The sequence below is a fragment of the Nocardioides sp. genome (genome assembly GCF_964228225.1).
Taxonomy (GTDB): Bacteria; Actinomycetota; Actinomycetes; order Propionibacteriales; family Nocardioidaceae; genus Nocardioides.
Genome location: NZ_CAXQZB010000013.1, coordinates 21,797 through 42,688, shown reverse-complemented (window position 1 = coordinate 42,688; position 20,892 = coordinate 21,797). Strand labels below are relative to the sequence as shown.

The window sequence follows — 20,892 nt, the reverse complement described above, 5'->3', positions numbered from 1 at the left end:
GCGAGGCCAGTCACCACGATCCGGCGTGCGACGGCGTCGGCCGCGACGTTGACCACGTCATCCAGGGTGACGACCACCGGCTCACGAACCTGCAGCTCCTCAGCCGCGCGTGCCACGCCCGCAAGACCCGCCTCGACACCGGCTACAGCGCCCCGGTGCGCCGGCCGGCCGAGCCGCACCCCGGAGTCACGGGAGGGGGTGGGGAGGGATCCCCCCGGGGGGTCGGACCCCACAGACCGCGGTAGCCGTCGCGCATGCGTGCGCTGGCGATTCTCGTTTTTTCGGCCGCCTGGAGCGGCGCCACGTCGATGCCCCAGGAGGGCGCCGTCATGCCCAAGAAGAAGCCCGCCAAGGCCCCTGAGGTGCTCGCTGAGGCGGGCACGCGGCTCTGGGAGCGCGTGGTGAAGGACTACACCCTGCGCGTCGACGAGCTGCGGATCCTCGAGGCCGCGTGCCAGACGACCGACACCATCGCCGGAATCGACAAGACCTGGACCGAGCTCGGGCAGCCGTACCTGACGACCGGCTCGACCGGGCAGGACGTCGTGCACCCGCTGATCGGCGAGCGCCGTGCTCAGCAGGCGCAGTTGGCGAAGCTGCTCGCGCAGTTGAAGCTGCCCGACCTCGGCGAAGAGGCCGAAGGCGAGACCGGCGCCAACCCTGCGCGCGCGGCCGCGGCCGCCCGTTGGAAGCATGGCTCGTAGGAGTGGGCCGGCCTTCATCCAGAACTTCGACGCCGACTACGCGGCGATCGAGCAGGAGTACCGCGATCTCCTTGAGCGGACGACACCACCGACGGACCTGCAGTGGGAGCCGATCAAGATCGGCCCGACGTGGCAGTACGACGACGGGTGGCTGCTCCCCGATGCCTCGCTCGGCTGGGGGTTCCTGTCCTGGACGACGCGCTGGCTCACCGGCAAGGGCGGCAAGCCCTGGTGGTGGACCGCGGAGCAGACGCGGTTCCTACTCTGGTACTACGCGATCGACTCCGACGCGGACTTCATCTACTCGTCGGCCGCGCTCCAACGGCTGAAGGGCTGGGGGAAGGACCCGACGGCCGCCGGCATCGCAGCGGGGTCGCTCCACGCGCCGGTGATGTTCGACCGCTGGGTCGGCGACCGGCCCATCGGGCGCGACGACCCCGAGGCGTGGACGCAGATCGCGGCGGTCGCGCAGGACCAGACCAAGAACACCTTCAAGATCTTCCCGAGCCTGATCCCCGCGGCGACCCGCCGCCGGTACGGGATCCAGATCGGGAAGTTCTCGGTGTGGTCCGACGGCGATCGTCGGCAGATCGAGGGCGTCACGGCGAACCCGGAAGCGATCGAGGGTGGCCGGCCGCACCAGATCATCCGCGCCGAGATCCAGAACTGGCTGCCGACCAACGGCGGGCACGACATGGTCGGCGCGATGGAGGGCAACGCGGCGAAGGCCGAGGCGTCCACCCCTGCTCGGATCCTCGACATCTTCAACGCCTGGCGACCTGGCCGCGACTCGGTCGCGGAGCGGCAGCGGGAGGCGTGGGAATCGACCCAGGGCGAGAACGCCGACCAGGAGGGCTACGGCAAGCTGTGGGACTCCCTCGAGGCGCCGCCGGAGGCGCCGCTGACGCGGGAGGCCATCCCGTCGGTGGTCCGGGCTGTGGCCGGTGACGCGACGTGGCTCGACGTGCGCCCGAAGGGCCGCATCATGCAGTCCTGCATGAACCCCGAGAACCCGCCGAGCGAGTCGCGGCGGAAGTGGTTCAACCAGGTGTCGGGCACCGAGGACGCGTGGGCCCAGCCGGCCTGGGTCGACGACCCGCGCAACCGGCGGACCGATGAGGAGCTGCAGCCCGGCGACCGCATCGCGCTGTTCGGTGACGGCTCCAAGAGCGGTGACGACACCGGGCTGATTGGGATCCGCATCAGCGACGGGCTCGCCCAGGTCCTGCACCACCAGCACCCGGGGAAGGACCCCAAGGGCGAGCTGATCCTGGTCAACCGCGGCGAGCTCGACGCCGCCGTGACGTTGGCGTTCGACACCTACACGGTCGTGGCGTTCTACTTCGACCCATCGCACGCGAAGGACGACAGCGCCGCTGAGGATGACCGGTTCTGGTGGCCACTCGTTGATGACTGGCACAGGCGGTACCACCGTCGGCTCCGCAAGGAGTTCTGGCCCGTGAAGAGCGGGCCGACCGAGCACGCGGTCGCCTTCGACATGTCGACGACGGCGGCGCAGAAGATGCACCAGCCGGCCGTCGATCAGGTCGCGGAGGACCTGAAGAACGGGGAGGCACCGTTCCGTGACTCGGGTGTGCTGCGCCGGCACCTGAAGAACGCCCGCATGCGCGAGGGGCGGTTCGGGACGGTGATCGGCAAGGAGTCCCGCTCGAGCCTGCGGAAGATCGACCTGGCCGTCTGCTTCGTCGGTGCCCGCATGCTGCAGCGCCGCATCACGTTGTCGCCCAAGTCGGGCACCCCCGGCAAGGGCCGGGTGATCGTTCGAGACTGAGGAGGTGCGTGGGCATGTTGTTCAGCACGAGCACCATTCCCACGCTGCGCCGCGTTGGGCTGAGCGACGACGAGCAGCGGCTGCTGCAGCGGCTCAGCGCCGAGTACCGGCGCACGTCGCGCGTCATGGCGCTCGACGACTGCTACTACCGCGGCGAGCAGATCATCAAGAACCTGCGCCTCGCGGTCCCGGCCGAGCTCGAGCAGCACCTGCGCACCGTCGTGGGCTGGGGGGCGTCTGCTGTCGACCCCTACGTCGAGCGGCTGGCAGTGGACTGCTTCCGCCGCGCCGACGGAACCGACGGCGACGCCTACCTGATGGAGCTGATGGAGGACGCCGGCTACTTCGCTCAGGAGTCGATGGCGTTCACCGACGCACTGTCGATGGGGCCCGCGTACTGGATGGGCGGCTCGTCGCGGGAGCCCGGCGGCCGGCCGGTGCTGACCGCCGAATCGCCTCTGAACGTGCAGGTCATGTGGGACCTGCGCTGGGGCACCCCGAGCGCCGCGAAGATGGAGTACACCGAGCCCGGCGAGGAGCGGCGCCGTGCCGCGCTGCTCGTGCCGAACCAGACCGTCCTGCTCGGCCAGGAGGCTGGGGGCGCCTGGACCGTCATCGGCCGCGACGAGCACGACTTCGGGTTCGTGCCACTCGTGCGGATGGCGAACCAGCCGCGGACTCGGAACCCCGAAGGGCGCTCCCAGATCACCACGGCCCTGAAGTCGATCATCGACGACGCCTGCCGGACGCTGCTGGGTCTCGGGGTGGCCCGCGAGATCTACTCCGCGCCCGGCAAGGCGATCCTGGGCGCGGATGAGAACTCGTTCAAGCGTGCCGACGGTTCCGATGCTTCGGCGCTGGAGACCTACATCACCAAGGTCCTCGCGCTGGAGCGGGACGAGAACGGCGACCTGCCCGAGATCCACCAGTTCAACGCCTACGACCCGAGCGTCTTCACCAAGGTCCTGGACTGGTACGCCTCCCAGGCTGCGGGGATCGTGGCCGCCACGCCCGAGGACCTGGGGCTCTACAACCAGGGCAACCCGGCGTCGGCTGAGGCCGGGCTCATCGCCGAGGACCGCCGCAACCGTCGCTCGAAGCGGATCCAGCGGGACTTCACCCGCCCGCTCACCGAGGTCGCGCGGATGCTGGTGCGGTTCGACAACGACGGCGAGCTGCCGGAGGAGTACCGCCGGCTCACCGCCGATTGGGCGCCGGTGGAGATGGAGGCCCCGGCCCTGTGGTCGGACGCCATCAGCAAGCAGGTCGCCGCCGGTGTGGTGCCTGCGACCTCCGACGTCGTGCTGAAGCGGCTCGGGTACTCCGCGATCGACCGTGTGCGGCTGCAGCAGGACCGCGCTGCCGACGACGCCCGCAACCTCGCCCAGGCACTGGCCGCGGGGATGCTGCCGAACCAGGGGGCCGCCAGTGGCAGCGCCTCGGGTGTCTGAGAACGCCGCGACCCAGAGCCAGTTCGTCGCGCAGCTCGCGATCACCGCGGCTCTCACCCAAGCTCTCGGGGCGGCGTGGGAGTCGGTGTCGGCGCGGCCACTCGATGAGGCGCTGGCGTCGTTCCGTGCGGCGGCGCGGGCACTGACGGTGCAGTGGGCGCAGGCCGGGCAGGTCATCACGCTGGACAACTACCGCGCCGCACGCTCGCAGGCCGGGGTGACGACGGTGCTGCAGCAGCCGCGCCTCGTCGCGGTGCCGGAGTCGAAGATCGGCGCCGGGATCGCGTGGGCTGAACGTGGTGCGCAGGACCTCATCGACGCCAAGGCCGAGGCCGACCAGATCAGCGCCCGGATCCTCAATCGGGTCCAGGCCGCCTCTGACAAGGTCGCGGCCGACAGCATGCGCGAGATCACGATGCTCGCTGTCGAGGGCGACGAGATGGCGCTCGGCTACCGGCGCGTTCCGCGCCCCGACGCGTGCGCCTGGTGCCTGATCCTCGCGACCCGGACCACGCAGCGCGCCGGGTTCGCCCGCGACGTCGCCCGGCCGGGCAGCCGCAACCTTCGCGGCGTCGGAGGCGGGCTCGAGCATTGGGGGGTCTACAAGTCCCGGGCGTCCGCCGGGCAGGTCCCGCCCAACGACAAGGACGAGATCAACCGGTTCCACGATCACTGCCACTGCGCGGTGGAGCCGATCTTCTCCGTGGTGCAGCAGCCCGAGCCGTGGGTGCTCGCTGCCCGTGACCTCTACGACCAGACGGGGTCGCTGAACGCGTTCCGCCGGGCCCTGAACGCCCAGCGCCGCGGCGAGGACGCGCCCCCGCCGACGGCACCGAACCCGTTTGTGGTCTCGCCCGCGATGGCCGAGGCGCAGGCCGCTGCGATCTCGGACCTGCTGGCCGGCCTGAACGCCGCGATGGGCCGCGCCGCCTGATCTTCCCCGGCTCGACGTCGGGGGCACACCAACCGCCCCAGGAGGGCTCGATGAAGCGCAACATCCTCAACCCGGCCGACGCCGCCTGGCTGGCCGGCACGATGGCCCGCAACCACGCCCGGTTCGCCGGGTGGACCATGGAGGCGGACCCCAGCACCAGCACCGGACCCAGCACGGAGCCGCCTGGGACCGAGTCGTCCGCAGCTGCGACGACCCCGCCCCCGGCCGCCCCGGCCGCGCCCACGACTCCGCCGTCGGCGGACAACCCGTGGGACGACCCGGTCGCCGCGAAGGCCGAGATCGAGCGGCTGCGCCGCGAGAACGGCGCCGCGCGCACCAACGCCAAGAACCAGGCCGCCGAGCAGGCGCGCACGGACCTGGCTCAGACCATCGGCAAGGCCCTCGGCCTCGTCGCCGATGACACCCCGGTCGATCCCGCTGCCCTGACCGAGCAGCTCACCACCACCCAGCGCGAGGCCAACCAGGCGCGAGTCGAGCTCGCCGTGTACCGCAACGCTGGAACCGCAGGCGCCGACCCGGCCGCCCTGCTGGACAGTGCTTCCTTCCTGGCGAAGGTGGCCAACCTCGACCCCGCCGACACGGCTGCTGTGCAGACCGCGATCGCCGAGGCCATCGAGGCCAACCCGCGGCTCAAGGCCGCACCTGCGACGAGGACCCCTGCACCGAACCCGGCGCAGGGCGCGAGCTCGGCCACCCGGCCGCGCGCCGCGAACCTCCAGCAGGCCATCCAGGAGCGTCTCAACGCGCGCTAGCCGCGCAGGAAGGGGCACATCATGCCCGTCTCTCTCGCCCAGGCCCAGGTCAACTGCCAGGACGACGTCGACTTCTTCGTCATCGACCAGTACCGCCGCAACTCGTGGCTGCTGGACCAGATCATGTTCGACGACTGCGTCAACCCCGCCGGTGGGGGCGCCACCCTCACCTACGGGTACACGCGGCTCGTGAACGCCCGCCAGGCCGCGTTCCGCGCGATCAACTCGGAGTACACCAAGAGCCAGGCCACCCGCACCCGCCAGAGCACCGACCTCAAGCCGCTCGGCGGCTCCTTCGAGGTCGACCGCGTCCTGGCGAACCTCGGCCCCGCGGCCACCAACGAGGTGAACTTCCAGCTCGACGAGCTGATCAAGGGCACCGTGACCGGGTTCATCGACGAGGTCGTCAACGGCGACACCGGGGTCAACGCCAACGGCTTCGACGGACTCGACAAGGCGCTGACCGGCTCCACCACCGAGATGGTCCCCGGCGGCTCGACGGCCTACGTGAACTGGACCTCGTCCACCATCGACAGCCAGGACAAGGCCCACGGGGCTCTCGACGTGCTCGACGAGTTCCTCGCCCTGGTCGTGGGCGGCGCCGACGCGATCATCGGCAACCGCAAGTCGATCACCCGCGTCCGGTCCCTGGCCCGCCGCGCCGGCTACTACACGCGCGAGGAGGACGCCCTCGGCCGGGTGATCGAGCGGTACGGCAACGCTGTGCTGATGGACGCCGGCACGAAGGTCGCCAACGCCTCCACGACCGAGACCGACGTGGTCCCGATCGAGACCCGCGACCCGGACGGCGCGGGCGCCGGCGGCAACATCACCGGCCTCACCGACCTCTACGCGGTGAAGTTCGGCATGGACTCCTTCCACGGCGTGTCCGTGGCGGGGTCCCCGCTGCTGCGCACCTGGCTGCCCGACTTCACCACGGCGGGCGCCGTGAAGCCCGGCGAGGTCGAGATGGGCCCGGTGAGCATGGTGCTCAAGCGGTCCACGGGTGCCGCCGTCCTGCGCAACGTGAAGGTGCAGTGATGGCGAGCTTCAAGATCACCGCCCCGGTCGAGGGCTTCTCGGGCGTGGTCGGTGGCGTGCAGTTCGCTGAGGGGGAGGCCACGGTCAAGGACCAGCCGACCCTGATCGCCTACTTCCGCCGCCACGGCTACGACGTGGCTGAGGTCGGTCGCCGCGCGCCGCGCGCCAGCGGCAAGGACGCGGCGAAGGCCAAGACCGGCGACGACACCGGCGACGGCACCGGCGACGGCACGGGCGACGGCACGGGCGACGGCACCGGCGACGGCACCGACGACAGCGGTACGACCAAGCCCCGCGGCACCCGCTCGCGGGCTGCGAAGTAGCACGACCTGAGAAAGGAGGGCGTCACCATGCCCAACCCGGCCACGACCGATGACCTGGCGGCACGGTGGCGCCCTCTGGCCTCGGACGAGCTCACCGTCGGAAGCACGCTGCTCGGCGACGCGTGGATCATGCTCAAGCGGCGCATGACGCGCCTCGGTGTCGACATCGAGGCGCAGATCGCAGCCGACGATGACCTCGAGGCCGACGCCGTCCGGGTGCTCGCCACCGCCGTCCTCAGGGTGCTGAAGAACCCCGACGGGCTCGTGCGCGAGCAGATCGACGACGCCACCCTCGAGCGCGGCGACGGCGCCGCCGACGGGCGCCTGGAGTTCCGCGACGACGAGCTCGAGGACCTGCTGCCCGGCACCAGCGAGCACGGTCGGGCCTACATGGTCGACCCGCTCGCCGGCTGGGCCGCGCAGTGGGAGACCACGTGAGCACCTCCACGGTCCGCGCCGGCCGCCGGCGCGCCGAGGCGCTGATGCTCGACCAGTTCCGGGCGTACTCGCCCGGCACGCGCACGAAGGACTCCGACGGCATGCCCACCCCCGCGGTCGGCACCGGCGTCGACGAGGGACTGACCATCGGCAAGCTCGGCGGCGCGTCCCGCGACAGCGACCCCCAGGGCCGCGGTGTGCGGGTCGGGGACATCGAGCGGCGGGTGGTCGACGCCTCGATCCACATCCCGGTCGACTCCCCAGCCCCGGCCGCGGGCCCCAGGGGCACCGGCTGGGAGTACGTCCTGACCGCGGCCGGGCCGACGACCCCGGCCGAGCTGGTCGGGTCCCGGTGGCTCGTGGTCGAGGCGCCCGCGAAGTCGTTCATGACGGCCCGACGGCTGACGGTGGTGAGGTTGACGTGAGGCTCACCGTGTCCCACGACCTCGACCGCCTCCAACGCGACCTCGAGCGGATCCCCGGGAAGATCGCGAAGGGCGCCGAGCGCGCCGGGAAGAAGCGCGCCGAGCAGGGCAACCGCCTCGCCAAGGCCGACGCGAAGAAGAAGGCCGGGCAGCCCGGCCGCCACTACCCTGAGTCGTTCACCGTCGAGCACGACGGGCTGATGACCTGGGTGTACGGCCCAGACGCCTCGTTCAAGCAGGGCGGCATGGACTTCGAGTGGGGCCGCGGCCGACAGACCAAGCCGCACAAGAGCCTGTCGAAGTCCGCGGACAAGGTCGGCCCGAAGTTCTGGGACGACATCGACAAGCTGATCGGGCGGGTGTTCTGGTGACCGCGCCACCCGAGGCCCTGATCCAGGACGCCTACCTCGCGCTGATCCAGGCCGAGCTGAACACGATGGTCCGCACCCCGAAGCCGACCGTCTACGCGTGGGACGACGCGCCCCAGGAGGGCGCCGACTACGTCATGGTGACCGTGGACCGCACCGTCGGCGAGGGCGCGTTCACCTTCGGTGGCGTGACCACCGGCATCGACCAGTACGACCTGATCGTGCGGTCCGTGGGGCGCTCCCACGACGCCTGCGTGGTGCTGCTGCACCGCGCGTCCGTGGCCGTGGAGAGCAAGCGCGCCGCCCTCCCGGACGGCCGGTACACCACGCCCGCACGGTTCGAGGGGCAGCAGCAGGACCCGACCGTGGACGAGGACGACCAGTCGTTCATCTTCGCCTCCCGCGCCTTCACCGTGACCCTCGCCCGCGGCTGACCACCGAGCGGCCGCCCACCCCGTCTCTGTCCTCTGGAGGACCACCCATGCCCAAGCCCATCGAGTACGTGCGGGTCACCGACGACGTCGTGCCCTCGCGCGCCTACTCCCTGCCCAAGCGCGCCTTCGACCCGCAGCTGCACACGCTGCTCGAGGACGTCCCGGCGGTCGACGTCTACGGCCGGCCGCTGCCGCAGGAGCCCTTCACGGCCCCCGCCGACCCGCCCAAGGCGGCCACCGCCCCGGCCGCGACCTCGCCCACCGTCTCCGACGCCACCAAGGTGCCGGCCCCTGTCGAGCCCAACCCCAAGAGCGGCCAGAAGGCCGAGCCCACGAAGGAGAGCTGACCCATGGCCGCACCCATCACCCCGCCCCCGGTCGACACCTACGCCGCGATCAACCGCATCCTGGTGCGCACGATCGCCGACGTCACCGAGCCCACCCTCGCCGAGCTGACCGCGCTCACCGCGCTGGACTACAGCAACTGCATCCTCGAGGACTCCGCGCTCCCCACCATGGAGGAGTCGACCTTCGAGTACGCCCGCCGCTGGGGCCGCCGGAACCAGACCCAGGGCCGCGGCACCGTGAAGTACCAGGGCGGCACGCTGCGCTACGCCTACGACCCCCAGGGCGACATCGACGACGCCGCGAACAAGGCGTACAAGCTGCTCTCCCCGGGCCGTGGGTTCGACGTTCAGCGCATCGGTCTCCCGACCGAGGTCGCGCTGGCCGCCGACCAGTGGGTCCGCGTGCTCGAGATCGAGCTCGGCGAGCAGTGGGAGATGCCGTCGTCCACCGACCAGGGCCAGCAGGCCGTGATCATGCAGAACTTCTACGTGGTCGACGAGCGCGACTCCATCGAGCGCGTCCAGATCCTCGCCTGATCCCTCCGGGGTCACCAGCCACCGGCTGGCGCTGGGTTCGACAGCCAGCGCCAGCCGGTGCTCACGCCCCTCTGCGTGAGCCCTGTCGCCCCTGTCGAACTGTCGACCGAAGGAACCAGCCATGAGCACCGAGAAGCCGCCCACCATCCCGCGCAGCCGCGCCACCCGCCACTTCTTCACCGCCGACGACCTCGAGCTGATCGAGGAGGCCGCGCACAAGCTCGAGGTCGTGAAGGCCAAGGCGGCGCTGCGTGAGCGGCGCGCCGGCGGCGCCGACCTGGAGGACCCGACGATCATCGAGGCCCAGGCGGAGTTCGACGCCGTGCACGCCGAGGTGACCGCCCGTGCGGTGCTCAGCGTGACCGTGCAGGCCCTCAAGGCGTCCGCCTACCAGGACCTCCTCGCGCAGTGCCCGCCGACCGAGGCAGACAAGGAGGCCGGGCAGCCGTTCAACGAGCGCAAGCTGACCGACCTGCTGCTGACCTACTTCGACGGCGAGACCGGGGAGCGCACGATCGTGGAGCCGGACTTCCGATCCCGCGAGGCGCTCGTCGAGTGGCTCTCGGAGTTCCAGTTCGGTGACCGGGAGACGCTGTTCGCTGCGGCGCTGTCGGTGAACGAGGGGCACCGGGGGCTCGCGGGCCCAAAAGCGTCGCGCACCTGACCGTCCGTCAGGACGTGCGCGATGACCTCGACCTGGTGCGGGAGTTCGGGCTCCACCTGGCCGTGGTGGAGACCCTGTCGAACCGGCACCGCGGGCTGCTGCTGTGGGAGCTCGAGCGGCGCCGCGGGGACTGCCCCGAGTGCGGGATGCCCCGCGAGCTGTGCGAGGACCCCGAGCAGGTCTGGTATCCGCAGCGGCGGGTGTGCCACAAGACGATGCAGGAGAAGGCCGCACGGCGCCGCTACGCCGACATCCACGGCGAGGGCACCGGCGCGCAGTGGCACGACGGCCGGTTCCAGAACTGGTCGGAGGAGCAGACCGCCAAGACGCCGTTCCACGCCGACGACGGGGTCACGATCTTCGCCACCCCGTTCGACCTCAACCCTGACGACGACTTCCTCACCGCCCCGGCCGGGGTGGTGAGACCACCCCGGAAACCCCGGGGACCCCGGTGAGCGGAGGCTGAACGATGGGCGTGCGCCGCGAGTCCGTGCAGCTCGACGTCCACGGCAACTTCGTCGGGGAGATGACCGCGGCCGCGATCTCGGTTGCTGCGCTGCGCCGCGAGCTCAACGGTCTCGGCGGCATGATGCGGTCGAACCTGTCGGTGTCCCAGCAGACCCAGCAGCGCGTCGCGACGCTGACGCGGGTCATGAACCAGAACACCACCGCGGCGCAGCGGCAGTCGCAGTCCATCAATCAGCTCACCGGGCGCCTCGGGCTGGCGGTCGACGCCGCGCTCGCGCTCGGCCCGGCCGCGATCCCGATCGCCTCGCAGCTGACCCCGGCGGTGTCGGGGCTCGCGATGGCCGCGGCGTCCGCTGCTCTGGCCGGCGGGTCGATGCTGGTCGCGTTCCAGGGCGTCGGGGACGCCATCAAGGCGGTCAACGAGGCCGCGCTCGACCCGACGTCGGCGAACCTCGCGAAGGCCGAGCAGGCGTTCAACGACCTCACCCCGGCCGCCCGGACCTTCGTCGCGGAGTTCCAGCAGGCCCGCCCGGTCTTCAAGGAGATCCGGGACGCGGCCGCGGCCGGCTGGTTCCCCGGGCTGACCCAGGCCCTGGGTTCGGTGGAGTCCATGGCTCCGCGGATCGCGGACCTGCTGCAGACCATCGGGGAGACCGGCGGCGCGATCGTCGCCGACGGCGCGGAGTCCCTCGCCGGCCCGCGGTGGGCGCAGTTCATCGACTTCCTCGGGGCCGAGGTCCCGGACGCGATGACGACCCTCGCGACCTCCACCGGTGCGCTGACCCACGGCCTCGCCGAGCTGCTGATGTCGTCCGAGGCGGGCTCGGACTCGTTCCTGGCGTGGGTGGAGTCCGTCGCGACCTCCTTCGACGATTGGGCGTCCTCGGCTGAGGGCCGCGCCGACGTCGAGGCGTTCCTGGCCTACGCCGCCGAGCAGGGTCCCAAGGTCGCGGAGTTCGTCGGGTCCCTCGGGGACCTGTTCGTCGCCGTCGTCCGGGCCGCGCAGCCGGTCGGGGACGTCGTGCTCCCCATCCTCACGGCCCTGTCGGACGCCGTCGGTGTGATCGCGTCCTCCGACATGGCCACCCCGATCCTGGCCGCGATCATCGCGATGCGCACCCTGTCGCGGCTCACGGCCGCCCAGGCTGCGCTGCAGCGGCGTGCGGTCGCCGTGGTCGGCCCGCAGGGCGCCGCGGCGGCTCGTGGGGCCACGATGGGGCCCCAGGCCATGGTGGCGGGCGCCGCGGCCCGGATCTCGAACGCCTCCACCGCGCAGCGGCTCTCCGTCGGCGCGGGCATCGCGGGCTTCGCTGCGCTGTCGACCGGGCTGGCCGACAGCATCGGCGCCGCGAACACCGCGATGGGAGCCATGATCGGGTCCATCGCCGGGCCGTGGGGCGCCGCGATCGGGACCGCGATCGGCGCGACCATGGACCTCGCCAAGGCCAACGACGACCTCGCCGCGTCCCTCGAGAGGGGGAAGTCGCTCACCCTGGACTCGTCCCTTGCTGACATCAAGGCAGCTCGGGAGGAGATCGCCGGGAACCTGCGTGACCTGGCTGAGGCCGACGGCTTCATGGGCGGACTGCGGCGCGGGATCTCGTTCCTTTCAGGGGACATCGGTGAGGCCGAGCAGCTCGACAAGCAGTACGACGCGCTCGAAGCAGGGATCCGGAGCCTGCGCCGGGAGGCCGCGGCGACTGACCCCACTGTCGACGGACTGGCCTCGTCCTTCACCCAGCTCTACGGCGAGCTCGTGCTCGCCACCAACGCCTGGGACGACTTCACCGACGCTTCCAAGGCGGCCCTGGGGTTCCTCGACCGGCAGCAGGCGCTGCTGAACTACAAGGACGCGATCGCCGCGGCCCGGGACTCCATCAAGGAGTTCGGCCAGATCGGGACGACCAACTACGACCGTCTCAGCGCCGACGGCCGCAAGGTGTACGACTCCCTCCTCGACATCGCCCGCGGTGGCCTGCAGGCCGCTGAGGGCCTGACCGGGGTGCAGCGCGGTCGGTTCCTGGACGGCCTGGTCTCCGACTTCCGGCGCACCGCCGAGGCCGCGGGACTGCCGCAGGGCGCGATCAACAACCTGCTGCGGCAGCTCGGGCTGGTGAAGACCGTCAAGGTGAAGCCCGAGGTCGACGTCGACACCTCCCGTGCCGACAAGAAGAACCGCGACCTGATGGCCGACCTGGATGCCATCGCCGGCACCCGGGCCGAGCCCACGGTGGAGGTGCAGGACCGAGCCTCGGGTCTCCTCGGCCTGGTGCAGCGCACCCTCAACGCGATCGACGGCCGCACCGCGACGGCCACGATCGTGACCCGCCGGATCGGAACCGCGACTCCTCGCCAGGTCGACGCGGCAGAGTCGGCTGATGGCGGCACCGTCCCGAAGACGGGCAAGCCCTACGCCGACCGGCACCTGTACCTGCTGGCCGACGGCGAGGAGGTCATCTCCAACCGTCGTGGGCAGGCCGACCGCTACCGGTCCCTGCTCAAGGCCATCAACGCCGGCCGGCTGGCCGACGGCGGAACCGTGGGCAGGCTCGCGAACGGCGGCACCACCGGCCGCGGCGGATCTGACCCCGTCGCCACCGTGGAGCTGTTCGCTAACGCGCTCCGGGCGTCCACCGACCTGCTCGCCAAGGAGACCCGGGCGCGGAACGAGGCGCTGAGGCGTGCCCGAGACGAGCAGCGGGCCCAGCTGCAGAGCATCCGATCGCAGAAGGCGTCCTTGGCGTCGGCAGTCGCTGGTGGCCTGACCGGGTCGGTGTTCGGCACGCTCAGCACGGGGTCCCTGATCCCCGACATCGGGACCCGCGCCTCCACGGGCGCCGGAATGGCCAAGGCCGAGGTCCGCGAGCGGTCCAAGCTGCTCAGCCAGCTCGCCTCACGGGGCATGCCGCTGCGGCTGCTCAGCGAGCTCGGCCGTGAGGCGACCACCGAGGACCTGCGGGCCCTGGCCGGCTACTCCTCGGGGGCGCTGACGTCGTTCACCCGGGAGTTCGAGGACAACGTCGACCGGTCCACCGCTGGTGGCGCGATCCGATCCTCCCTCGACGACGCACGCCGTTTCCTCAAGGCGCTGCGCCGGCTCCGCGGGCTCGGCCTGCGCGGCCGCGCCCTCGCTGACGCGGCCTCGAACGCCACGGCCGACGAGCTCGAGGGACTCATCGCCGAGGGCCGGGCCGGGGTCGGGGAGTACGTCGACCTGTTCAACGAGCGCGAGCGGATCGCACAGCAGGCCGGGCAGTTCGCCGGCGGGCAGGTGTACGACGCCCGCATCGCCCAGCAGGTCGCCGAGCTCCAAGCAGCGAACCGGCTGCTCGCCGAGTCGAACCGGGCCCTGCGCGACATCGAGCGCGAGGTCAAGCGGTCCGGTGACCGGGCGGACAAGGCGGCCGACAAGATCGCCCGCGAGCAGCGGGCGACGGCCAACGAGTTGCGGGGCGTCGCGGACGCCCCCAGGGGACGAAGGTAGGTGGACTCCATGGGACGTGGACGAGCGTTCGACGGGGCCAGCGTCTACACCGCCGTGCTCGGCGACGACCTGGACCTGTGGGGCCACTCGAACGGGTACTACAGCATCCACCTCCTCGAGTCCTCCCGCGGCGACACCTCCTTCGGTGACGCCCGGCCCATCGCGGACGAGGTGGCCTCCCTGCTCGGCGACGGGGAGGTCACCTCGACCAGCCGCTACGGCAACAAGGTCATGCAGATCTGGGTCGAGATCACCGCCACCGACCACGCTAACCTCGCCGCCGGCGAGGCTCGGCTGATGGAGGAGCTCGACCGGGTCAACACCTTCACCTGGGGTGGGCCGGTCGGGCCGCGGTCGGTGTTCGAGATCGTGCGCTCCTGGTCGGACTTCCTCGTCGAGGACCTCGCTGACGTCCGCTGCGTCCGGCTGTTCCGGATCACCCTCGAGGTGCTGCCCTTCGCTCGGTCCGAGGACCCGATCACCTTCACCTGGACGGGCCCGACCCGCATGCTGTCCCTCGCCCAGGCCGGCTGGAACCAGATCACCCCCTCCGGCGCCCGTCTGCTGACGAACTACGCCTACGGCGACAGCATCGGGCTGCGCGCCGGCACCGGGACATCCCGGCTGGTCACCATCGAGACCACCGCCCCCGTGCTGGTCGACGGGTTCTTCCTGCACGTCGTGAAGCGGTACTCCGTCGGCGCGCAACCCACGCCGCGGGTGTGGATCGGTGGCGAGCTCCTCGCGCCCGAGCGGACCTGGGTGCAGAACGACTGGATCGAGCTCTTCACCGAGCAGGCGGTCTTCGACGTCAGCGCCTGGCACGGCACCGAGCAGACCGTCCGGATCGAGTTCACCGACCCCGGCGGGACACCTGCCGTGGGGCAGGGAATCGACCGACTCCTCTGGTCGAACTACCCCAACCCCTGCGCCCAGGACCTCCGCGAGGCAGGCGGCGGCGTGATCGTCCCCCTCGGGATCGACGTCATCCCGATCGAGGGCAGCGCCCGCACCGGACTGCTCGTCGAGTTCGACGCCGGCAACGGGATCGCCACCACCAACATCGTGCTCTACACCGCGCCCAACCCGCGCGCCGCGCTCCGCGACCAGGGCGCCGCCGAGGTCGGGTTCGGCATCAAGACCGTCACCGACCCCGACGGTGAGGTCCTGACCTACGACGGGGTGGACACCTACCTCGCGCCCGGCCGCACGGTCGGCGCGATCTGGGTGACCTCCGGGCAGCCTCCCGTGCTGAACCCCGACGGCGTGTGGCCCGAGTACCGCCCCGGACACCCGACCGGCCCGTTCTTCGGCTACCCCGAAGACGACCGCGCCGCGGTCAGCATGACCGGCGTCTTCGACCCCGCCGAGGTAAAGGTGCTCTCGCCCTCACTGGACTTCCCCTCTGGGTTGACCAGCGGCGGGACCTTCGAGGCCCACGAACCGCACCACCTGCACCCGACCTGGTCAGGGTTCGCCGTCGTCACCTCGGGCGGCTACCCGGTGCCGTGCACCGTGACCTACTACCCGCGCTGGCGCCACCACGCTGGGATCTGAGCGACCTCGACCGCCGGGAGGCGTCATGCAGCTGACGATCACCCCGCGTGGCCTCACGTCGGTCCGTGACGCGGCCGCAGCGGCATCACGACCGATCCGGGTCTCCGACTTCGGGGAGATCGAGTCGCTGCGCACCGTGTCGCGCTACGGCCCCGGGTTCGGCGGATGGGACACGGCGCGGGTCGTGGTCCGCGCGGCAGGCCGCTGGTTCCCCCGCCGGGCGCGTCCGGGCGACCACGCTGTCGTCACGGTCGGCGGCGTCAACGGGTTCGTCGGCCTGCTGTCCGAAGCCCAGCCCCTCGGCGGCGGGAGGCTCGCGTTCCACCTCAAGGGCTACGGCCGCAAGCTCGACGACTTCCCGGCCCTCTTCGCCACCTCCGGGGCGCTGGCGGCCACGACCCAGCTGGTAGGCGGCAACCTCAGCACAACGTTCGCTGCGTGGGAGTACGCCGTCACGCAGGGGCTGCCCATCACCCAGATCGGCGGCGGCACCCTCCCGACCGGATCGGTGTCCGTCGGCGCGCCCGCCGGGAACCCGACCCTGGCCGAGATTCTGACCGCGCACCTGATGCTGGTCGGGAAGCGGTGGAAGGTGCTCGGCCGGTCCCTGATCATCGGCGCCGACCCGACCACGGTCCGGTGGCGCGTGACCGCCCCCGACGACCTGGTCGCCGCCACCGACACCCGCGTCGTCACCACCGTCCGCGCCCGCTACACCAGCTCCGGCGGCGTCGCGATCGTGACCGCCACCGACCCGACCCTCGCCGCGGTGCTCGACGGGCGCGCAGCGACCGTCGACCTCCGCGGCCTCGGCACCCTGACCGCACCGCAGGCGCAGGCCCGCGCCGACGCGCTGCTGGAGCTGGACAAGGCTGTCCCCGTCTTCGACGGCTCGATCCGTCTCACCCCCGGGTCAGGCATCACGACCCGCAACGGCACCCCGGTGCGCAACCTCGCCTCGATCACGGCCGGGGACCTGGTGAAGATCGACGGGCTCCGCGCCAGCCAGCGCGCCACGATCGCCGGCACGGCCGCTGACACGGTCGTGATCGGGCGCGCGGTCTACGACTGGTCGGCCGAGGCGGGGCAGTCGCTGACCATCACCCCGCTCGGTGGGCGCGACCGCAGCCTCGCCGAGCAGCTCACCCCCATCCGCCGCGAGTCGTTCGCGGCGCTGTCGTTCTGACCCCTGCCGCTGTGCCGCGCTGACCGGAGGTTGCCTCATGCCCGGATTCGACGACCTGGTCCTGAACGGGCAGCCCGCCGTGGCCTACGACGGTGTCCGGAGCATGGCGACGGAGGGACGCCAGTGGCTGGCTCGCCTCGAGGTGCTCGACGGCGACGGTCTGCCGATCGACTTCACCGGATGCACGGCGCTGTGTCAGGTGTGGGAGCGGTCGACTCTCGTCACGACCATCCCGGTGAACCTCACCACCGGCCAGGTCGAGCTCACCAAGGAGGCCGCCGACACCGTCGGCCTGGCCGCGGGTGTGCGCGGTGGCCGGCGCTGCGCCTGGGGGCTGGTGCTCACGAAGGGCACGGTCTCGGCGCAGATCTGGGGCCCCGACAACTCGTTCCTCACCATCCACAACGCCACGGGGGTCTGACCGATGGAGCTGAACCTCAACGGCGGGCGCGCGAGCCTTCGCCAGTACGTGACCGGCCCGAAGGGCGACCAGGGGCCCGAGGGCCCTGAGGGTCCGGTCGGACCGATCGGGCCGCAAGGGCTCCCCGGCGTCAACGGCGTCGCCAACGACACCGCCACCGCCGGCTACGTCAACGACCCCGCCAGCCTCACCAGGGCCGCGCTCGACGCCCGGTTCAACTGGCGCCGGCTGTGGGCTGCGCGTGCGCTCCAGCCCCCGGCGTCGTTCGACACCCCGGTCATCAGTGTCTCCGCGTCCTCCGGGACCTCACTCGGCGCTTCGCCGGTGGTCTACAAGCCCGCGATCGTCGGGATCGGATCCAGCACGTCGTCCTGGAACGGAGCATCGGACACGAACATCCGCTACGGGGGAGCCCCCGGTGTCGCCACCTTCTTCAGCACCGCGAACGGCGGCTCGGGCGACCTCGCGCTGTACGGGAACATCAAGCCCGGTGGGGGCGCCCAGGCGGCCCGGTGGCCGGTGATCTACGAGTTCGAGACCTCGGCGCAGTCGATCGAGATCTGGACCTTCCACCTCGCCCAGGACGTGTTCCTGGTCGAAGTCAACGGTGCGCTGGTGACTCCCCAGGGGATGGCGCAGGCGACGAGCACGGCCGGCAGCGGTCGCATCGACCTGACCTTCAACACCCCCGGCCCCGGCGGAGCACGGCGCCGCATCCGGATCTTCGCCGGTGGCGGCCACGGGCTCTCCGAGATCCGCGTGCCCGCCAGCAACACCATCGTGAAGCCCGGCGCCCGCACGAACACGATCGCCGTCATCGGCGACTCGTGGGTCAACGGCGCGACCGGCGTGTCCTCGGTCGACAGCTTCGCGCCGCTGCTGATGCGGATGATCGACCCGTCAGCGGACTACGTGCTGTTCGGGATCGGCGGCACCGGCTGGACGGTCGGAAGCGACGGCGGAAGCCCGAACAACTACTCGACCCGCACCACCCTCATCAACAGCATCAACCCCAACCTGCTCCTGATCTACGGCTCCCAGAACGACGGGAACAGCAACATCGGGAGCACAGTGTCCTCGGTCCTCGGCTCCCTCAGCAGCCTGCAGAAGATCGTCGTCATCCCGACGCTGCTCGGCGGCTACCCGACCCAGACCGCGTCCGTACGCTCCGCGGTGCTCGGCGCCGGACGGACGTACGTCGATGGGGTCGCCGGGCTGATCTCGGGGTCGGGCTACGTCAACGCCCCCCAGGTCCTCGCGGGGAACACCTCGCTGTTCCTGCTCGGCAGCAGCGACCTGCACCTCAACCAGCGGGGGCACCAGATGCTCGCGACCGCGGTGTTCCAGGCCATCCCCGACGTCGTTGCGGCCTGAGAAGGAGACAGACGAACATGATCACCTCCGATGCCCTGATCGCCCGGTTCGTCGCCGACACGGCGTCCGCGACCCGAGCAGCGGTCCTAGCCCTGCCTGCCGCACAGCCGGACAGTTACCGATTCGGCATGGCAGGCGCGTACCCCTCCGCCGGGACGCCCGCGGTGCGCCGGATCAACGGGACGCTCGCGTTCGGCCTGTCGGGATCCGCTACGTCCGGGGTCAGCGTGTCGCCCCCTCAGCTGCCGTCATCCTGGACGACCGCGACGCTCACCCTGTTCTTCATCGCCAACGCCTCGGGATTCAGCGGGGACGTGGTGTTTCAGGCGACGCCGGGGTACTTCCCCGACACCGGTGGAGGGACGTCGGGCACGGTGACGGCCACCCACACCGTGGTCACGAACGCCGCTCAGGTCGCCCAGGTCGCGCTCACCCTGTCCTCCGGGGTTGTGGGCTGGTGGAAGTCGTTCAGTCCCGGGCTCTGCATCGACCGTCTCGGCGCGGACGCAGGCGACACCTACTCCCCGGATGTGAACCTCCTGGGCTACCGGCTCGCGAAGGCGAGCTGATGACGGCAGACGACATGACCCTGGGCGAGGTCGCCCGCACCGTCGGCAGGATCGAGTCCCAAGTCACCGAGGTACGCCGCAAGGTCGACGAGCAGGCCCAGCAGTACGTCACCCGCCGCGAGTTCGACCAGCACGTCGCCGCGTCGAAGGAGTCGGTCGACAAGCTCGCGGGCCTGGTCACGACCGGGTTCGCCGAGATGAAGGCCGCCCAGGAGCGGCAGACCGCGCAGGCGGCGCAGGCCGCCGCTGCGTCCCGGATCCCGTGGCCCGCGATCGTCGCCGCCATCTGCGCGGTCGTCGCGGTCGCCGTGACCCTCATCCAGCACATCGCGAACTAGGAGGACGGCCATGGCCTGGCGTCTCGCCGCATCGCTGACGGTCCTCCTCGAGGAGGTCAACGCCGTCGCACCCGCTCGGTCGCGGGTCTCCGACGGCACGATCGGGGACCCCGCGCACGCCGCGCGGGTCTCCGACCACAACCCCAACGCCGCCGGGGTGGTGCGCGCCGTCGACATCACAGACGACCCGGCCGGGGGCTGCGACGGGACCGTGCTCGCCGAGAACGTGCGCCTGCTCGGCCTGGCGGGGCACCCCGCGCTCGGGGCCGGGGCGTACGTGATCCACGACGGTCGGATCGCGTCCGCGACCGACGACGGCGCCCCGTGGGATTGGGAGCCCTACGGCGGCTCCAACCCGCACACCCAGCACGTGCACATCTCGGTCGCGACCGCGGCCGCCGGCTACGACTCGCGCGCCCCGTGGGGCGTGCTCGAAGGAGACGACATGTTCGAGCCCACGGACCGCGACGTCCTCACCGGCCTGGCCGCCGACGTCGCCGAGCTCACCAAGAAGGTCGACCGGCTCGACCAGGCGCGCGCCAACACCTACCGGCGCGACCAGAAGCTGGCGAAGGCCATCCGCGACGCACGCGCCGCGCTCGCGAAGCAGGACAACGCGAACGCCGCCGCCATCCTCGCCGCGATCGAGGACCTCGATGACGGCACGGACGCATGACCACCGCGCCGGCCGCAGACCCGCGGCTGATCCACGGGGTGTCACTTGAGGTCACCCCCGGCACCGCGACCCGCGCCGTAGTCGAGCGCCTGGCCGCGCCCGTGCGCGCCGGCCACACCCCGCCCGTGGTGGTCGTGGTGACCGCCCGCCCCGAGGTCGTGGTCGACCACCTCTCCGCCGCGCTCGATGCCGCCGGGATCCTGCTGCGCGTCACCCGCTCCTGCGGGAACGAGGAGGCCAAGGCCAGCGCCGGCGGCACCGTCGTCGTGCTGCGCCCCGAGCAGGCCCCGTACCGGACCCTCGGGGCCCGGTTCGAGGAGATGTTCGTCGAGACCGGCGAGCAGCCGGCCGCGCTGCTGTGGGGGCTCATGGCCCGCGCCCGCATCAACCGCGCCGGCGTGGCTGCGGTCGACGCCGCGGGGGACTGGTCGTGACCGCCCCGAAGCGGCGCCCACGCCTCGACGAGCTCGGCCTCCTGCCCGTCGTGATCGGCGGCCGGATCGCGCTCGCCCTGTTCGCGATCGGCGCGTGGCTCGCCCCCGGCGAGCCCCACGACGTCGAACCCGACACCGAACCGACCCCCTGACC

General features: G+C 71.6%; 25 protein-coding genes. All 25 read left to right on the top strand.

The features are described from left to right. Positions 1 to 254 precede the first annotated feature (254 nt). The 25 genes from ACERUJ_RS02785 to ACERUJ_RS02665 all read left to right on the top strand — a co-directional run bounded on the left by ACERUJ_RS02785 (position 255) and on the right by ACERUJ_RS02665 (position 20,890). On the top strand, positions 255 to 704 hold the full coding sequence (locus ACERUJ_RS02785; protein ID WP_370246915.1) for a hypothetical protein: 450 nt from the start codon (positions 255 to 257) through the stop codon (positions 702 to 704). Then, positions 694 to 2,496, top strand: a complete 1,803-nt coding sequence (locus ACERUJ_RS02780) for a hypothetical protein (protein WP_370246914.1) — start codon at positions 694 to 696, stop codon at positions 2,494 to 2,496. The genes ACERUJ_RS02785 and ACERUJ_RS02780 overlap by 11 nt, the downstream gene beginning before the upstream one ends. A 14-nt stretch (positions 2,497 to 2,510) precedes the next feature. Further along, positions 2,511 to 3,947, top strand: coding sequence for a phage portal protein (locus tag ACERUJ_RS02775; RefSeq protein ID WP_370246913.1), 1,437 nt, complete (start codon positions 2,511 to 2,513; stop codon positions 3,945 to 3,947). Next, positions 3,940 to 4,881 carry a hypothetical protein gene (locus ACERUJ_RS02770; protein ID WP_370246912.1) on the top strand — a complete coding sequence of 314 codons (942 nt, stop codon included), beginning with the start codon at positions 3,940 to 3,942 and terminating at the stop codon, positions 4,879 to 4,881. Before ACERUJ_RS02775 ends, ACERUJ_RS02770 begins: the two co-directional genes overlap by 8 nt. 50 nt (positions 4,882 to 4,931) lie before the next feature. After that, the gene (locus ACERUJ_RS02765) at positions 4,932 to 5,654 is read left to right on the top strand and encodes a hypothetical protein (protein WP_370246911.1); all 723 of its coding nucleotides are present in this window, start codon (positions 4,932 to 4,934) and stop codon (positions 5,652 to 5,654) included. A 21-nt stretch (positions 5,655 to 5,675) separates the two neighbouring features. After that, the gene (locus ACERUJ_RS02760) at positions 5,676 to 6,695 is read left to right on the top strand and encodes a major capsid protein (RefSeq protein WP_370246910.1); all 1,020 of its coding nucleotides are present in this window, start codon (positions 5,676 to 5,678) and stop codon (positions 6,693 to 6,695) included. Further along, complete coding sequence (locus tag ACERUJ_RS02755) at positions 6,695 to 7,018, top strand: hypothetical protein (RefSeq protein WP_370246909.1); 324 nt, start codon at positions 6,695 to 6,697, stop codon at positions 7,016 to 7,018. The genes ACERUJ_RS02760 and ACERUJ_RS02755 overlap by 1 nt, the downstream gene beginning before the upstream one ends. A gap of 27 nt (positions 7,019 to 7,045) precedes the next feature. Continuing rightward, positions 7,046 to 7,456 carry a Gp19/Gp15/Gp42 family protein gene (locus tag ACERUJ_RS02750; RefSeq protein WP_370246908.1) on the top strand — a complete coding sequence of 137 codons (411 nt, stop codon included), beginning with the start codon at positions 7,046 to 7,048 and terminating at the stop codon, positions 7,454 to 7,456. Then, a complete protein-coding gene (locus ACERUJ_RS02745) occupies positions 7,453 to 7,881 on the top strand; it encodes a DUF6093 family protein (RefSeq protein ID WP_370246907.1) in 429 nt (142 codons plus the stop codon). The genes ACERUJ_RS02750 and ACERUJ_RS02745 overlap by 4 nt, the downstream gene beginning before the upstream one ends. Then, positions 7,878 to 8,252 (top strand): hypothetical protein, encoded by a 375-nt coding sequence (locus ACERUJ_RS02740; RefSeq protein WP_370246906.1) that lies wholly within the window; start codon positions 7,878 to 7,880, stop codon positions 8,250 to 8,252. The genes ACERUJ_RS02745 and ACERUJ_RS02740 overlap by 4 nt, the downstream gene beginning before the upstream one ends. After that, positions 8,249 to 8,683 carry a hypothetical protein gene (locus ACERUJ_RS02735; protein WP_370246905.1) on the top strand — a complete coding sequence of 145 codons (435 nt, stop codon included), beginning with the start codon at positions 8,249 to 8,251 and terminating at the stop codon, positions 8,681 to 8,683. The genes ACERUJ_RS02740 and ACERUJ_RS02735 overlap by 4 nt, the downstream gene beginning before the upstream one ends. Before the next feature lie 47 nt (positions 8,684 to 8,730). Continuing rightward, positions 8,731 to 9,030 (top strand): hypothetical protein, encoded by a 300-nt coding sequence (locus ACERUJ_RS02730; RefSeq protein ID WP_370246904.1) that lies wholly within the window; start codon positions 8,731 to 8,733, stop codon positions 9,028 to 9,030. Between the two features lie 3 nt (positions 9,031 to 9,033). After that, a complete protein-coding gene (locus tag ACERUJ_RS02725) occupies positions 9,034 to 9,567 on the top strand; it encodes a hypothetical protein (protein ID WP_370246903.1) in 534 nt (177 codons plus the stop codon). A 121-nt stretch (positions 9,568 to 9,688) separates the two neighbouring features. Beyond that, positions 9,689 to 10,231 carry a hypothetical protein gene (locus ACERUJ_RS02720; protein ID WP_370246902.1) on the top strand — a complete coding sequence of 181 codons (543 nt, stop codon included), beginning with the start codon at positions 9,689 to 9,691 and terminating at the stop codon, positions 10,229 to 10,231. 14 nt (positions 10,232 to 10,245) lie between these two features. After that, positions 10,246 to 10,686, top strand: coding sequence for a hypothetical protein (locus tag ACERUJ_RS02715; RefSeq protein WP_370246901.1), 441 nt, complete (start codon positions 10,246 to 10,248; stop codon positions 10,684 to 10,686). A 14-nt stretch (positions 10,687 to 10,700) separates the two neighbouring features. Then, entirely contained in the window at positions 10,701 to 14,183 is a 3,483-nt protein-coding gene (locus ACERUJ_RS02710) for a hypothetical protein (protein WP_370246900.1), read from the top strand. 9 nt (positions 14,184 to 14,192) lie between these two features. Further along, positions 14,193 to 15,740, top strand: a complete 1,548-nt coding sequence (locus ACERUJ_RS02705) for a hypothetical protein (RefSeq protein WP_370246899.1) — start codon at positions 14,193 to 14,195, stop codon at positions 15,738 to 15,740. A 25-nt stretch (positions 15,741 to 15,765) separates the two neighbouring features. Next, entirely contained in the window at positions 15,766 to 16,926 is a 1,161-nt protein-coding gene (locus ACERUJ_RS02700) for a hypothetical protein (protein WP_370246898.1), read from the top strand. A gap of 37 nt (positions 16,927 to 16,963) precedes the next feature. After that, positions 16,964 to 17,347 (top strand): hypothetical protein, encoded by a 384-nt coding sequence (locus tag ACERUJ_RS02695; RefSeq protein ID WP_370246897.1) that lies wholly within the window; start codon positions 16,964 to 16,966, stop codon positions 17,345 to 17,347. A 3-nt stretch (positions 17,348 to 17,350) separates the two neighbouring features. Then, positions 17,351 to 18,721, top strand: coding sequence for a hypothetical protein (locus ACERUJ_RS02690; protein ID WP_370246896.1), 1,371 nt, complete (start codon positions 17,351 to 17,353; stop codon positions 18,719 to 18,721). Between the two features lie 17 nt (positions 18,722 to 18,738). Further along, positions 18,739 to 19,290, top strand: a complete 552-nt coding sequence (locus ACERUJ_RS02685; protein ID WP_370246895.1) for a hypothetical protein — start codon at positions 18,739 to 18,741, stop codon at positions 19,288 to 19,290. After that, on the top strand, positions 19,290 to 19,628 hold the full coding sequence (locus ACERUJ_RS02680) for a hypothetical protein (RefSeq protein WP_370246894.1): 339 nt from the start codon (positions 19,290 to 19,292) through the stop codon (positions 19,626 to 19,628). The genes ACERUJ_RS02685 and ACERUJ_RS02680 overlap by 1 nt, the downstream gene beginning before the upstream one ends. A 10-nt stretch (positions 19,629 to 19,638) precedes the next feature. Continuing rightward, positions 19,639 to 20,304, top strand: a complete 666-nt coding sequence (locus tag ACERUJ_RS02675; protein ID WP_370246893.1) for a hypothetical protein — start codon at positions 19,639 to 19,641, stop codon at positions 20,302 to 20,304. Next, the gene (locus ACERUJ_RS02670; protein ID WP_370246892.1) at positions 20,301 to 20,738 is read left to right on the top strand and encodes a hypothetical protein; all 438 of its coding nucleotides are present in this window, start codon (positions 20,301 to 20,303) and stop codon (positions 20,736 to 20,738) included. The genes ACERUJ_RS02675 and ACERUJ_RS02670 overlap by 4 nt, the downstream gene beginning before the upstream one ends. Then, positions 20,735 to 20,890 carry a hypothetical protein gene (locus tag ACERUJ_RS02665; protein ID WP_370246891.1) on the top strand — a complete coding sequence of 52 codons (156 nt, stop codon included), beginning with the start codon at positions 20,735 to 20,737 and terminating at the stop codon, positions 20,888 to 20,890. Before ACERUJ_RS02670 ends, ACERUJ_RS02665 begins: the two co-directional genes overlap by 4 nt. The last annotated feature ends 2 nt before the right edge of the window (positions 20,891 to 20,892 follow it).

Excerpts from the sequence above, each read along its gene's own strand:
- ACERUJ_RS02720 (WP_370246902.1), top strand. The coding sequence starts at position 9,689 with ATGAGCACCGAGAAGCCGCCCACCATCCCGCGCAGCCGCGCCACCCGC.
- ACERUJ_RS02695 (WP_370246897.1), top strand. The coding sequence starts at position 16,964 with ATGCCCGGATTCGACGACCTGGTCCTGAACGGGCAGCCCGCCGTGGCC.
- ACERUJ_RS02710 (WP_370246900.1), top strand. The coding sequence starts at position 10,701 with ATGGGCGTGCGCCGCGAGTCCGTGCAGCTCGACGTCCACGGCAACTTC.
- ACERUJ_RS02680 (WP_370246894.1), top strand. The coding sequence starts at position 19,290 with ATGACGGCAGACGACATGACCCTGGGCGAGGTCGCCCGCACCGTCGGC.
- ACERUJ_RS02670 (WP_370246892.1), top strand. The coding sequence starts at position 20,301 with ATGACCACCGCGCCGGCCGCAGACCCGCGGCTGATCCACGGGGTGTCA.
- ACERUJ_RS02685 (WP_370246895.1), top strand. The coding sequence starts at position 18,739 with ATGATCACCTCCGATGCCCTGATCGCCCGGTTCGTCGCCGACACGGCG.
- ACERUJ_RS02755 (WP_370246909.1), top strand. The coding sequence starts at position 6,695 with ATGGCGAGCTTCAAGATCACCGCCCCGGTCGAGGGCTTCTCGGGCGTG.
- ACERUJ_RS02700 (WP_370246898.1), top strand. The coding sequence starts at position 15,766 with ATGCAGCTGACGATCACCCCGCGTGGCCTCACGTCGGTCCGTGACGCG.
- ACERUJ_RS02690 (WP_370246896.1), top strand. The coding sequence starts at position 17,351 with ATGGAGCTGAACCTCAACGGCGGGCGCGCGAGCCTTCGCCAGTACGTG.
- ACERUJ_RS02785 (WP_370246915.1), top strand. The coding sequence starts at position 255 with ATGCGTGCGCTGGCGATTCTCGTTTTTTCGGCCGCCTGGAGCGGCGCC.
- ACERUJ_RS02780 (WP_370246914.1), top strand. The coding sequence starts at position 694 with ATGGCTCGTAGGAGTGGGCCGGCCTTCATCCAGAACTTCGACGCCGAC.
- ACERUJ_RS02760 (WP_370246910.1), top strand. The coding sequence starts at position 5,676 with ATGCCCGTCTCTCTCGCCCAGGCCCAGGTCAACTGCCAGGACGACGTC.
- ACERUJ_RS02705 (WP_370246899.1), top strand. The coding sequence starts at position 14,193 with ATGGGACGTGGACGAGCGTTCGACGGGGCCAGCGTCTACACCGCCGTG.
- ACERUJ_RS02765 (WP_370246911.1), top strand. The coding sequence starts at position 4,932 with ATGAAGCGCAACATCCTCAACCCGGCCGACGCCGCCTGGCTGGCCGGC.
- ACERUJ_RS02775 (WP_370246913.1), top strand. The coding sequence starts at position 2,511 with ATGTTGTTCAGCACGAGCACCATTCCCACGCTGCGCCGCGTTGGGCTG.
- ACERUJ_RS02725 (WP_370246903.1), top strand. The coding sequence starts at position 9,034 with ATGGCCGCACCCATCACCCCGCCCCCGGTCGACACCTACGCCGCGATC.
- ACERUJ_RS02750 (WP_370246908.1), top strand. The coding sequence starts at position 7,046 with ATGCCCAACCCGGCCACGACCGATGACCTGGCGGCACGGTGGCGCCCT.
- ACERUJ_RS02675 (WP_370246893.1), top strand. The coding sequence starts at position 19,639 with ATGGCCTGGCGTCTCGCCGCATCGCTGACGGTCCTCCTCGAGGAGGTC.
- ACERUJ_RS02730 (WP_370246904.1), top strand. The coding sequence starts at position 8,731 with ATGCCCAAGCCCATCGAGTACGTGCGGGTCACCGACGACGTCGTGCCC.